Source organism: Pseudoroseomonas ludipueritiae (genome assembly GCF_014490445.1).
GTDB classification, from domain to species: Bacteria; Pseudomonadota; Alphaproteobacteria; order Acetobacterales; family Acetobacteraceae; genus Pseudoroseomonas; species Pseudoroseomonas ludipueritiae.
On sequence record NZ_JACTUZ010000043.1, the window covers coordinates 1 to 12,217 of the forward strand.

Consider the following 12,217-nt stretch of genomic DNA (forward strand, 5'->3'; position numbering starts at 1 on the left):
CGCTGCCGCGCGCCGATGGTGGCGCCGCGCGCCCGGATGTGGGCTTCCTGGGCTTCGACGCCGGCCGGGGCGGCTGAGCCGCGCCTTCAGCCGGCGCAGTCCAGCAGATCGCCCAACTGCCCCGTGCGGCGGCGGATCAGTTCCGCCCGGCCCTGCACGTAGGGGCCGGGTGAAGCCGCCGACCATTCCAGGGGGTTCGGCAGCACCACCGCCAGCCGCGCCGCCTGCGCCGCTGTCAGCCGCGCGGCCGGGCGCTTGAAGAAAGCCTGGGAGGCCGCCTCCGCGCCATAGATGCCGGGGCCGAACTCGACGATGTTGAGATAAACCTCCAGCACCCGCCGGCGCGGCCAGAGCAACGCTACGTGCGGCGTCAGCCAGGCTTCCAGCACCTTCCGCAGCGGGTCCCGCCCCGGCCAGAGAAACAGGTTCTTGGCCACCTGCATGGTGATGGTGCTGGCGCCGCGCGGGCGCTCCCCTTCCAGCGCCGCCTCCACCTGGCCGCGCAACTGCTCGAAGTCGAAGCCCAGCCATTGGCGGCAGAAGAGATTGTCTTCCGCCGCGATGACGCTGCGCGCCAGGGCGGGGTCGATCCGCTCATAGGCCACCCAGTCCTTGGAGAGGCCATAGCCCTGCGCCGCCCGCAGCAGCATCAGCGGCGTCACCGGCACCGGCACGAAGCGGAAGAACAGGATCAGCAGCGGCGGCCCGAGCAGGAAGGCCAGCCCCAGCCGCTTCAGCCAGCGGCGATGCACCAGCCCGGGCAGCCGCAGCCGCATCAATCGCGCCCGCAGGCGTTGTCGCGGCCCCGGAACTCCCAGGGATACTCGAAGCGCCCGGACCAGGCGCCGCTTTGGGCGGCCTTGGCGGCCTTCTCCTCATCGGCATAGGCGCCTTTGGAGAAGCGGGGGCAGTCGAAGGCGAAGCCGGTGCGCACCATGGCCGCATTCAATTCCACGGTGCCGCTGCCACTTCGGCGCGGCACGCTGCAGGTGGCGACGATGCGGCCATAGGTCTCGCTGCCATCGGGCACGCAGGTGATATCGGCGCCGCCGATCAGCGCCACCAGCGCATCGCGTGCCTGCTTGCCGCAGTCGAAGCCGCCCTGGCTGCGGGAGGTGCAGCGCTGGTCGCTTTCCAGCGCGTCGATGCCACGCAGGCGGATGCGGGTCGGCCCCAGGTCCAGCGTATCGCCATCGATGATGCGGGCGAGGCCGCTGAGCGGCTCGGTATCGCCGCGCGGGCGGCGGGAGGTGCCGCGCTGCGGCTGCTCCTCCTGCCCCAGGACGCCCCAGACGGCGCGCAGCACGCGCTCCAGCTTGGCTTCGGTGATCTGGCCGCTGCCAAGCAGGCCGGCCACCGCAGCGATGAGGACAATCCAGGGCGTGGCGCCGCGCTTCTGACGGCGGCTCATGGGTCGTGCTTCAGGAACATCATAGCGGCGCCTCTCTGCCATGCCTGCGCCGCCGCCGCACCTCACATCAGGTGCGGCAGGTTCAATGGGGGCCGTTCCGGCGCGTCGGGCTTGGCCTTCCGGCTGGCCCGGGCGTAGTTGAGCGCGCGCGGGTCCTCGGACAGGTTCCAGCCGCCCGCATCGCGCCACATGGCATAGGCCTTGGTGAATTCGGCGCCCAGCAGGAAGATCTGCGCGGAATAATAGATCCAGAGCAGCACGATGACCACCGATCCCGCCGCCCCGTAGGTGGAGCCGATGGCGCTGCGGCCGAGGTAGAGGCCGATCAGCGTCTTGCCCAGGTTGAACAGCAGGGCGGTGACCAGGGCGCCCACGATCACGTCCTTCCATTCCAGCTTGCGGTCGGGAAGGATCTTGTAGATGGCGGCGAAGAGCACCGTGATCAGGCCCAGCGAGATCAGGAGATTCGCGATGCGGATGACCATGGCGATGCCGGGGAGGTAGATGTCCAGTATCTCCCGCAGCCCGGAAAGCAGCGCGCTGATCACCAGCGATACCAGCAGCAGGAAGCCCATGGTGGCCACCAGCCCCAGCGACAGCGCCCTGGCCCGCAGCAGGGAGGAGATGGTGACGTCCGTGACCTCCGCCTTCCAGATCTTGTTCAGGCTGGCCTGGATTTCACCGAAGACGCCGGAGGCGGTGATGATCAGGGTGACGATGCCGATCAGGCTGGCCAGCTTGCCGCTGGTGGGGTTGGAGGCGCTGCGGATGATGCCCTGCACCACCTCCGCCCCGGCCTGCCCCATCAGCCCCCCCAGTTGCGATTCCAGCGCGCCCCGCGCCGCTTCTTCCCCAAAGGCCAGTCCGGCGATGGCGATGGCGATGATCAGCACCGGCGCCAGGGAGGTGACGGTATAGAAGGCAATGGCCGCCCCCCGGCTCAGCGCCTCATCCTCGATGAAGCCAAGAACTGTCTGCCGGATCAGCCACCAGCTCTTGCGCGCCTGACGCTTCAACATCTGTTTGGCCTTTCGCTGCCGGGGGCAAAAACGGAAGCGTGGCGGAGCTGGTTGCGCGAATGCGGCAGAAGCATGGCACTGTGACCGCGCCGCCACAGCCTGGACTTGTGAATCGGTCTTGCAACGACAGGGAATTCCCTGGTCTGCTCCGAATCCAGAAGCGCGGAAGCGCCTGTCACTCAGCTGGTCTCGCTCATCCTTCGCCGGGAGACGATTTTATGCTGCGACGTGACCTGCTCAAGGGCGCCGCCCTGGCCGCCAGCCTTCCCGCCATTCCCCTCACCGCGCCGCGGCTGGCGCGCCCCGCCATCGCGGCCAGCACCAGCCGGGTGCTGAGATTCGTGCCACAGGCCGATGTCACGGTCACCGACCCGGTGATGACCACGGCCTATATCACCCGCCACCACGCGCTGATGGTCTGGGACCAGCTTTACGGCCTGGACGACAGGCTGGTGCCGCAGCCGCAGATGGTGGAAAGCCATACTGTCGAGGACAACGGCTTGCGCTGGACCTTCCGGCTGCGGGAAGGGCTGAAGTTCCACGATGGTGAGCCGGTGCGCGGCCGCGACTGCATCGCTTCCATCAAGCGCTGGGCGGCGCGGGATACGCTGGGCCAGGCGCTGGTTGCCCGCACGGCCGAGATGGCGGCGCCCGAGGACCGCGTCTTCACCATCCGCCTGACCAAGCCTTATGGGCTGATGCTGGAGACACTCGCAAAGCTCGGCCCGCCGGCGCTGGTGATCATGCCGGAGCGCCTGGCCAATGGGGACCCCTTCAAGCCCATCACGGAACTGGTCGGCTCCGGCCCCTATCGCTGGAAGGCGGATGAGCGGGTGGTGGGCGCCCGCGTGGTCTATGAGCGCAACCCGGATTACGTGCCGCGCCAGGGCCGGCCGGAGCATGCCGCCGGCCCCAAGGTGGTGCATTTCGACCGCGTCGAATACGCCGTGATGCCGGACCCCGGCACCGCTGCCTCCGCCCTGAGCAATGGCGAGGTGGACTGGTGGGAGAACCCGCCCAACGACCTGCTGCCGGTGCTGCGGCGCGCCCGCGGCGTGGCGGTGGGGCGGGTGGTGACCACCGGCGGCATGGGCACCGGCGTCTTCAACCACCTGCATCCGCCCTTCAACAATCCGGCCATCCGCCGCGCGGTGCTGATGGCGTCCTCCCAGGCCGATTTCATGACGGCGGCGGCGGGCACCGACCCGAAGATGATGGGCATCGATGTCGGCCTCTTCACGCCCGACACGGCCATGGCCAGCACCGAGGGGCTGGAACTGGTGCGGGAGCCGCGCGACCTGGAGGCGGCCCGCAAGGCGCTGAAGGAAGCCGGCTACAAGGGCGAGAAGGTCGTGCTGATGTCGGCCAGCGACAACCCGCTGCTGGCGGCCCTGGGCGAGGTCGGGCGCGACCTGCTGACCAAGCTGGGCATGGAGGTGGATTTCGTGGTGGCGGACTGGGGCACAGTGGTGCAGCGGCGCGCCAGCAAGGAACCGCCCGCCAAGGGCGGCTGGAACATGTTCCACACCACCTGGAACGGCGTGGACATGCTGAACCCGATGGTGCAGCAGACGCTGCGCGCCAATGGCGACAAGGCCTGGTTCGGCTGGCCCAGCAGCCAGCGTGTCGAGGACCTGCGCGCCGCCTGGCTGGAGGCGCCGGACCTGCCGGCGCAGCAGAAGATCGCCGGCCAGTTGCAGCGCGCGGCGCTGGAGGATGTGGTCTACCTGCCTACCGGCCAGTATTTCCAGGACAGCGCCTGGCGCAGCGACATCCGGGACGTGGTGCAGGGCACCTTCGTCTTCTGGGGCGTCAGGCGCGGGTGAGGCGCTGGGGGCGGCGTGCCGGCGCCGCCGCCTCCGGTTCCAGCCCGGCCATGGCACGCTCGGCGCCCGAGAGGATCAGCTCGGTCGCCAACCGGGCATAGGCTTCCCGCGCCATGCCACGGCCGTCGCGGAACCACAGGTAGCTCCAGTTCAGCATGCCGAAGAGCGACATGGTCAGCGGCTTCAGCAGCGTCCGGCTTTGCCCGGCGGAAGGCACCGCCGCCGCGATGGCCTCGGCGAAGACGGCGACGATGCGGCGCTCCAGCGCCCGCAGCACATCCTGCCTGTCCTGCGGCAGAAGCTGGAGGTTCGCGATCTGGATCTGGTGCTCCGCATCCGCGTCCCGGTAGGTCTCGAGCAGCGCGGCGGAAAGGGCATGCAGCCGCTCGCGCGGCTCGTCGGTGGAGGCGAAGGCGCGTTCCACCGTCTCCACCAGCGTTTCCAGGTGCAGGTGCAGGATGTCGAAGAGCACCTCCTCCTTGGATTCGTAGTAATGGTAGAGCAGCGCCTTGGAAGCGCCGCAGGCCTTGGCGACCATGGTGATGGAGGTGCCGGTGAAGCCATGCCGCGCGAAGAGCCGCGCGGAGGTCTTCAGGATCTGGCGCCGCTTCTCGTCGTAATCTTCCGCCCGCGTCCGAGCCATGCCCACCTCTTCCGGCGCCAAGTGACGTTTCCCTGAGGGCGGATTAAGCGACCGATCGGTTGGCGAAAGCAACCCCACCCGGCACCCGGAAAGCGCTTGATTTGACCGACCGGCTGGTCAATTCTTCCGGCACGTCCGTCCTGGCCGCGACATCATCCCGAGGGATAGTGTCAGGCTGGGGCCAAGCAGCCTCTACAGGGAACATCTGAAGTTCCCGGCGTCCAAGAAGGGAGAAGTCGATGCGGAACCTCGCCGCCGGCCTGATGCTGGCGCTCGGCCTGACCACCGCGGTGAACGCCGCCGAACCCGTGCGGGTCGGCGTGGTGCTGTCCGAAACCGGGCCCGGCGCTTCCCTCGGCATTCCAGAAGGCCGTTCCATCCGCCTGCTGCCCAAGGAATTCGGCGGCCAGCCCGTGGAATGGATCGTGCTGGACGATGGTTCCGACACCACCCGCGCCGTCACCAACATGCGCAAGCTGATCACCGACAACCGCGTCGATGCCGTGATCGGCTCCACCGTCACCCCCGCCTCCATCGCCATGGTGGAAGTGGCGGCGGAGCAGAAGGTGCCGACCATCTCCCTGGCCGGATCGGCGGCCATCGTGACGCCGGTCGATGACAAGCGCCGCTGGGTCTTCAAGACTGCCCAGAACGACGCGCTGATGGCCACCGCCGTCGCCGACCACATGGCCAAGGCGGGCGTGAAGCGGCTGGCGCTGGTCAGCGTCAGCGATTCCTATGGCGACGGTTGGCTGGGCATCTTCAAGCCGTTGCTGGAGCAGCGGAACATCGCCGTGGTGGCCGATGAGCGCTATGCCCGCACCGATACCAGCGTCACCGGCCAGGTGCTGAAGGTCACCTCGGGCCGCCCGGACGCGGTCTTCATCATCTCCGCCGGCACGCCGGCCGCGCTGCCGGCCAAGACGCTGCGCGAGCGCGGCTTCCGCGGCGCGATGTACCAGACGCATGGCGTGGCGAATTCCGATTTCCTCCGCGTCGGCGGCAAGGATGTGGAAGGCACCATCCTGCCCGTCGGCCCCGTGGTGGTGGCGGACCAGTTGCCGGAGACGCATCCCTCCCGCGCCATCGCCCGCCAGTACCGCGATGCCTATGAGGCCGCGCATGGCGCCGGCAGCGTCTCCGCCTTCGGCTCCTACGCCTATGACGCCGGCATCCTGCTGCAGAACGCCATCCCCGTGGCGCTGAAGACGGCGCAGCCCGGCACGCCGGAATTCCGCACCGCGCTGCGCGATGCGCTGGAGGGGCTGAAGGGCGTCGTCTACGTCAATGGCACCGCCACCATGTCCACCACCGACCACGTCGGCCAGGACCAGAACGCGCGCGTCATGGCCGTCATCAAGGACGGCAAGTGGCAGGCCCTGCCGCAGTAACGACCCACCGACCATCGCCGGGGATTGGCCGTGGATCTCTCGATTCTTCTCGTGCTCGTGCAGGATGGCGTCGTCAACGGCGCCATCTATGGGTTGCTGGCCCTGGCGCTGGTGATCGTCTTCACCGTCACCCGCGTCATCCTGGTGCCGATCGGCGAATTCGTCTCCTTCGGGGCGCTGACGCTGGCGGCGCTGGAGGCCGGCACGCTGCCGGGCACGGTCTGGTTGCTGCTGATCCTCGGCGCGGCCTCGGCGGCCTGCCGGCTCTGGGCCTCCCGCCGCCATGCCACGGCGAAGTCCATCGCACTGCAGCTCGGCACCTCGCTGCTGCTGCCGGTGATTGTTGCCGTGCTGGCCTGGGCCAGCCTGGCCTGGGACGCGCCGCTGCTGGCCAAGATCATCCTGGCGCTGGCCATCGTGACGCCGATGGGGCCCTATCTCTATGACATCGTCTACCGCCCCATGGCCGATGCCACGGTGCTGGTGCTGCTGATCGTCTCTGTCGCGCTGCACCTGGCCTTGCAGGGGCTGGGGCTGGTCTTCTTCGGTGCCGAGGGCTCGCGTACCTCCAGCCTTTCCGATGCCACGATGGAAATCGGGCCGCTCTTCATCACCGGGCAGTCGGTGGCGATCGTGGTGGTGACACTGGCGCTGATCGTCGCGCTCTTCCTGTTCTTCGAGAATACGCTGCTGGGCAAGTCGCTGCGCGCCACCGCCGTCAACCGGCTGGGCGCGCGGCTGGTCGCCATCTCCCCGGCGCTCTGCGGCCATGTGGCCTTCACCCTGGCGGCGGTGATCGGCGCGCTGGCCGGCATCCTGATCTCGGCCATCACCACCATCTACTACGACACCGGCTTCCTGATCGCGCTGAAGGGCTTCGTCGCCGCCGTCATCGGGGGGCTTGTCAGCTATCCGCTGGCCGCCGCCAGCGCGATCCTGATCGGGCTGGTGGAAAGCTTCGCCTCCTTCCATGCCAGCGCCTTCAAGGAAGTGCTGGTCTTCATGATCATCATTCCCGTGCTGCTCTGGCGCTCCTTCCGCACGCCCGTGGCGCTGGACGAGGAGGAATAAGATGGCCCCCCTGCACCGCATGGCCGCGGGCGCGGCGCTGGCCATCGCCATCCTGGCGCCGCTGCTGCCGGCCTTCCCGCCCTTCTGGGTGACGCTGCTGAGCTATATCGGCCTTTCCGGCCTTGTGGCCCTGGGCCTGGTGGTGCTGGTGGGCGTGGCGGGGCTGACCTCCTTCGGGCAGGCCATGTTCGTCGGCTTCGGCGCCTATACCACCGCCATCCTGACCACCCGCTACGGGCTTTCCCCCTGGCTGACGCTGCCGGTGGCGCTGCTGGTCTCCGGCGGGCTGGCCTGGGCCATCGGCGCGGTGACGCTGCGGCTGAAGGGGCATTACCTCGCCATCGCGACCATCGCCTGGAACGTCTCCTTCTTCTACCTCGTCGGCAACCTGGACTTCTTCCACCGCAACGACGGCATCAGCGGCATCCCGCCCATCACGCTGGCGGGCATCGACTTCGGCGATACGCGCAACTTCTATTTCCTGGTGCTGGCCTGCGTGGTGCTGGCCATCCTGCTGACGCGCAACCTGCTGAACTCCCGCCCCGGCCGCGCCATGCGGGCGCTGCGCGGCGGCGCGCTGGCTGCGGAATCCTTTGGCGTGAACACCTTCCAGGCGCGCATCCTGGCCTTTGTCTATGCCGGCGTGCTGGCGGGGCTTTCCGGCTGGCTCTACGCGCATCTGCAACGCGCGGTGAACCCCTCCCCCTTCGGCATCAACATGAGCATCGACTACCTGCTCATGGCCGTGGCTGGCGGGGTGCACAACATCGGCGGTGCCTTCCTGGGCGCCGCCATTGTCACGCTGCTGCGCGACCAGTTGCAGACGCTGCTGCCCTCGCTGCTGAATGCTCAGGGCAATTTCGAGATCATCGTCTTCGGCGCGCTGCTGATCCTGCTGCTGCAATTCTCGCCGCGCGGCATCTGGCCGCATCTGGCCAAGCTGGCCAACCGCCTGCTGCCCCAGGCCGGGAAGCCGCCGGTGCCCGAGCCCAGCGAGGCCCAGGTGCTGCCGCCGCGCCCGCAGCCGGAGCGCGGCGCCGAGATCCTGCGCGCCACCGCGCTGCGCAAGCAGTTCGGCGGGCTGGTGGCGGTGAATGATGTCGGCTTCCATCTCTCGGCCGGCGAGGTGGTCGGGCTGATCGGGCCCAATGGCGCCGGCAAGAGCACCACCTTCAACCTGCTGACTGGCGTGCTTTCCGCCACCAAGGGCAGCGTGGCTTTCCTGGGCGAGGAAATATGCGGCCGCGCCGCGCGCCATATCGCCACGCGCGGCGTCGCCCGCACCTTCCAGCATGTGAAGCTGGTGCATGGCATGACGGTGCTGGACAATGTCGCGCTGGGCGCGCATCTGCGCGCCGCCTCCGGCCCCCTGCGCGCCGCGCTGAAGCTGGACCGGGCGGAGGAAGCCAGGATCTTCGCCCTCGCCTGGCAGCAGTTGCACCGCGTCGGGCTGGCGCATTGCGCGCATCTGGTGGCGGATGAGCTGTCGCTGGGCCAGCAGCGGCTGGTGGAAATCGCCCGCGCGCTGTGCCTCGACCCCGTGCTGCTGCTGCTGGACGAGCCCGCCGCCGGTTTGCGCCACCTGGAAAAGGCCGCATTGGCAAAACTGCTGGACAAGCTGCGGGCGGAGGGCATGACTATCCTGCTGGTCGAGCACGACATGGATTTCGTGATGAACCTGACCGACCGGCTGGTGGTGATGAATTTCGGCGCGGAACTGGCGCAGGGCCGCCCCAAGGAAATCCAGGACAATCCCGCGGTCATCGAAGCTTATCTGGGAAGCGCGGCATGACGATCCTCAGCGTCCGCAACGCCACCGTCACCTATGATGCCATCCTGGCGGTGTCCGATGTTTCCATCGAGGTGCCCAAGGGCAGCATCGTCACCATCCTGGGGCCGAATGGCGCGGGGAAGTCCTCGCTGCTGAATGCCATCATGGGCGTGGTGCCGGCCAGCGGCACCGTCACTTTCGCCGGGCGCGACCTGCGCGGGGAAAGCGTGGAAGCGCGCGTGAATGACGGCCTTTCCCTGGTGCCGGAAAAGCGCGAGCTGTTTTCCTCCATGACGGTGGAGGACAATCTCCGCCTCGGCCGCTTCCGCCTGCGCCACAAGGGCAGCGCGGAGCCGCTGCTGAACGAGATGTTCGCCCTGTTTCCGCGCCTGAAGGAGCGGCGGAAGCAACTGGCCGGCACGCTTTCGGGCGGGGAGCGGCAGATGCTGGCCATGGCCCGCGCCCTGATGGGCGAGCCGCGCCTGCTGATGCTGGATGAACCCAGCCTCGGCCTCGCGCCGCTGATCGTGCGGGAGATTTTGCAGACCGCCGCCAATCTGCGCGATGCCGGCACCTCCATCCTGCTGGTGGAGCAGAATGCCCGCGCGGCGCTGCGCATCGCGGACTACGGCTATGTGCTGGAGAATGGCCGCGTGATGATGGAGGGCGAGCCGGGCATGCTCCAGGCCGACCGGCGCATCATCGAATCCTATCTGGGCGTTCGCTCCGCCGTCTCTGTCTGAGCCAGGAAGGCGGCGGGAGGATCGCGGCGCCGCTCTCTCGCGCAGTTGTCAGACAAGCGGCGCGAAGTGCTATTGCAGTTTTTGGGGAGCTGCGGGGAGACTGTGCGGGCGGCGACCTCTGGTGGCCGCAGGATGTCCAAGCCAAAAAAGGTTCAAGCCGATGAGCACGACCCGCCGCACGGCCCTTCTCTCCCCCCTTGCCCTGATGGCGGCGCGCGCCCTGCCGGCACAGGCCCAGGCGCCCTTCCCCAGCCAGACCGTGCGCATCATCGTGCCCTATAGCCCCGGCGGGGCCTCCGATATCGCGGCGCGCCTGATCGCGGAGAAGCTGACGCCGCTGTGGAAGCAGTCGGTGGTGGTGGAGAACCGCACGGGCGCCAATGGCATCGTCGGCAGCGATGCCGTGGCCAAGGCGCCGGCGGATGGCACCACGCTGGGCTTCGTTTCCGTGAACCACGCGGTGAATGCGGCGCTCTACACCACGCCCTTCGACACGCTGAAGGACTTCTCCGTCCTCAGCATCATCTATTCCGTGCCGCTGGTGCTGGTGGCGGCGCCGGACTTCGCCGCCAATTCGGTGCAGGACCTGGCCAAGATGGTGAAGGCAAAGCCGGGCGAGATCACCTTCGCCAATACCGGCGGCGCGGTGCATCTGGCGGCGGAGATGTTCGCGCATCAGGTCGGCGCGGCCATGACCAATGTGCCTTATCGTGGCTCCACCGCCGCGCATCCGGACCTGATCGGCCGCCGGGTGGATGTGATGTTCGACACGCTGCCGGCGGTGTTGGGCCATGTGCAGGCGGGCAAGCTGAAAGCGCTCGCCACCACCGCCGCCCAGCGTGTGCCGGTGCTGCCGGACCTGCCAACCGTGGCGGAAAGCGGCTTCCCCGGCTTCGAGGCTTCCACCTGGGGCGCCATCATCGGCCCCGCCGGGCTGCCAGGGCCGGTGGCGCAGAAGATCGCCACCGATGCCGCAGCGCAGTTGAAGGAGGAATCGGTGAAGGAGCGGATGGCCGCGCTGGGCGCCACCCCCGTCGGCAGCACGCCGGAGGAGGCGCAGAATTTCGTGCGGGCCGAGGTGGCGAAGTGGCAGCAGGTCGTCACCCAGGCCGGCATCCAGAAGCAGTAGGCGGCTTGTGCCGGCGCCTCAGGGCGCCGGCCAGTTCTCCAGCACCTCGACGAAGCGTGTCAGCCAGGCATTGGTCTGCGCGCCGTCGATGACGCGGTGGTCGATGGTCAGCGAGACGTAGCACATCGGCCGGATCAGCATGGCATCGCTGCCGCCGACCTCCCGCACCACCACGCGCTTCTCCAGCTTGCCGATGCCCAGGATGGCGGATTGCGGCTGGTTGATGATGATCGGCGTCGCCACCAGCGAGCCCGAGACCCCGTGGTTGGAGATGGTGAAGGTGCCGCCGCGCACGTCTTCCGGTGCCAGCTTGCTGGCGCGGGCGCGCTGCGTCACTTCCTGAAGCCGCTGCGCGATGCCGAGCAGCGAGAGCGACTGCGCCTCATGGATCACCGGCACGATCAGCCCCTGGTCGCCCAGCGCGGTGCCGATGCCGATGTTCACCGAGGAGAAGACCTCCAGGTGCTCCTCGTGCCAGCGGCTGTTCACCGTAGGCGCCACCTTCATGGCTTCCACGCAGGCACTGACGAAGTAGGCGGTGAAGGTCAGGTTCACGCCCTGGGCGGCGAATTCAGCCTTCTTCGCGGCGCGGTGGGCGATGATGGCGGAAAGGTCGGCCTCGAAGACCGCCGTCACATGCGGCGCCACCGCCACCGAATGCGCCATATGCTCCGCGATGCGCCGGCGCATGGGGCTGTGGGGGATGATGCTGGACCGCGAGCCGGAAGGTGCCTGCGCCATCGGCGAAGGCTTCGGCGCTAAAGGCGGTGGGGCGGTGGGTTGCGCCCGCTGCTCCAACGCCTGCACCACATCGTCCCGCGTGATGCGGCCGCCCTTGCCGGTGCCGGGCACGCTGGCGGGGTCGATGCCGCTTTCGCTGACCAGCTTGCGCACGGCGGGCGAGAGACGCAGCTCCGGTTCCGCATGCACTTCCGGGGGGCGGGGGCGCTCAGCGGGCGCGGCGGCGGTGGTGCCCTCCCCCGGCTCGATATGACCGAGCAGCGCGCCGGGCTCCACATCGCCCTGGGCGATCAGGATGGCGGCGAGGCGGCCGGTGGCGGGGGCGGCCACTTCCATGGCGACCTTGTCGGTCTCCAGTTCCACCAGCGGCTCGCCTTCCCGCACCATCTCGCCCACCTGCTTGAACCAGGTTCGGATAGCGGCGGTGGTGCCTTCCTGCGCGATGGGCGACAGGATTTCCGTGAGCGTCATC

11 protein-coding genes are annotated in these 12,217 nt (G+C 68.6%); 6 read left to right on the forward strand and 5 right to left on the reverse strand.

Features of this window, described 5'->3' with window-relative positions:
* Positions 1 to 86: 86 nt before the first annotated feature.
* From mtgA to IBL25_RS11660, 3 genes are all read right to left on the reverse strand, one after another.
* A complete protein-coding gene (mtgA, locus tag IBL25_RS11650; RefSeq protein ID WP_187778714.1) occupies positions 87 to 776 on the reverse strand; it encodes a monofunctional biosynthetic peptidoglycan transglycosylase in 690 nt (229 codons plus the stop codon).
* The gene (locus IBL25_RS11655; RefSeq protein ID WP_187778715.1) at positions 776 to 1,411 is read right to left on the reverse strand and encodes a thermonuclease family protein; all 636 of its coding nucleotides are present in this window, start codon (positions 1,409 to 1,411) and stop codon (positions 776 to 778) included. The genes mtgA and IBL25_RS11655 overlap by 1 nt, the downstream gene beginning before the upstream one ends.
* A gap of 62 nt (positions 1,412 to 1,473) precedes the next feature.
* Entirely contained in the window at positions 1,474 to 2,430 is a 957-nt protein-coding gene (locus IBL25_RS11660) for a YihY/virulence factor BrkB family protein (RefSeq protein WP_187778716.1), read from the reverse strand.
* A gap of 218 nt (positions 2,431 to 2,648) precedes the next feature.
* On the opposite strand from IBL25_RS11660, the gene IBL25_RS11665 reads away from it, so the two are divergent.
* Complete coding sequence (locus IBL25_RS11665; RefSeq protein WP_187778717.1) at positions 2,649 to 4,256, forward strand: ABC transporter substrate-binding protein; 1,608 nt, start codon at positions 2,649 to 2,651, stop codon at positions 4,254 to 4,256.
* On the opposite strand, the gene IBL25_RS11670 is transcribed toward IBL25_RS11665, so the two are convergent.
* Positions 4,243 to 4,899, reverse strand: a complete 657-nt coding sequence (locus IBL25_RS11670; RefSeq protein WP_187778718.1) for a TetR/AcrR family transcriptional regulator — start codon at positions 4,897 to 4,899, stop codon at positions 4,243 to 4,245. The genes IBL25_RS11665 and IBL25_RS11670 overlap by 14 nt on opposite strands.
* A 239-nt stretch (positions 4,900 to 5,138) precedes the next feature.
* On the opposite strand from IBL25_RS11670, the gene IBL25_RS11675 reads away from it, so the two are divergent.
* The 5 genes from IBL25_RS11675 to IBL25_RS11695 all read left to right on the forward strand — a co-directional run bounded on the left by IBL25_RS11675 (position 5,139) and on the right by IBL25_RS11695 (position 11,004).
* Positions 5,139 to 6,290, forward strand: coding sequence for an ABC transporter substrate-binding protein (locus tag IBL25_RS11675; protein ID WP_187778719.1), 1,152 nt, complete (start codon positions 5,139 to 5,141; stop codon positions 6,288 to 6,290).
* 30 nt (positions 6,291 to 6,320) lie between these two features.
* Positions 6,321 to 7,361: a branched-chain amino acid ABC transporter permease gene (locus IBL25_RS11680; protein ID WP_187778720.1), complete on the forward strand. Its 1,041-nt coding sequence runs from the start codon at positions 6,321 to 6,323 to the stop codon at positions 7,359 to 7,361.
* A gap of 1 nt (position 7,362) precedes the next feature.
* Entirely contained in the window at positions 7,363 to 9,153 is a 1,791-nt protein-coding gene (locus IBL25_RS11685; RefSeq protein ID WP_187778721.1) for a branched-chain amino acid ABC transporter ATP-binding protein/permease, read from the forward strand.
* Entirely contained in the window at positions 9,150 to 9,875 is a 726-nt protein-coding gene (locus IBL25_RS11690; RefSeq protein WP_187778722.1) for an ABC transporter ATP-binding protein, read from the forward strand. The genes IBL25_RS11685 and IBL25_RS11690 overlap by 4 nt, the downstream gene beginning before the upstream one ends.
* Positions 9,876 to 10,035: 160 nt before the next feature.
* A complete protein-coding gene (locus IBL25_RS11695) occupies positions 10,036 to 11,004 on the forward strand; it encodes a Bug family tripartite tricarboxylate transporter substrate binding protein (protein ID WP_187778723.1) in 969 nt (322 codons plus the stop codon).
* Positions 11,005 to 11,022: 18 nt separating this feature from the next.
* On the opposite strand, the gene IBL25_RS11700 is transcribed toward IBL25_RS11695, so the two are convergent.
* Positions 11,023 to 12,216, reverse strand: a complete 1,194-nt coding sequence (locus tag IBL25_RS11700; RefSeq protein WP_187778724.1) for a dihydrolipoamide acetyltransferase family protein — start codon at positions 12,214 to 12,216, stop codon at positions 11,023 to 11,025.
* Position 12,217 lies beyond the last annotated feature (1 nt).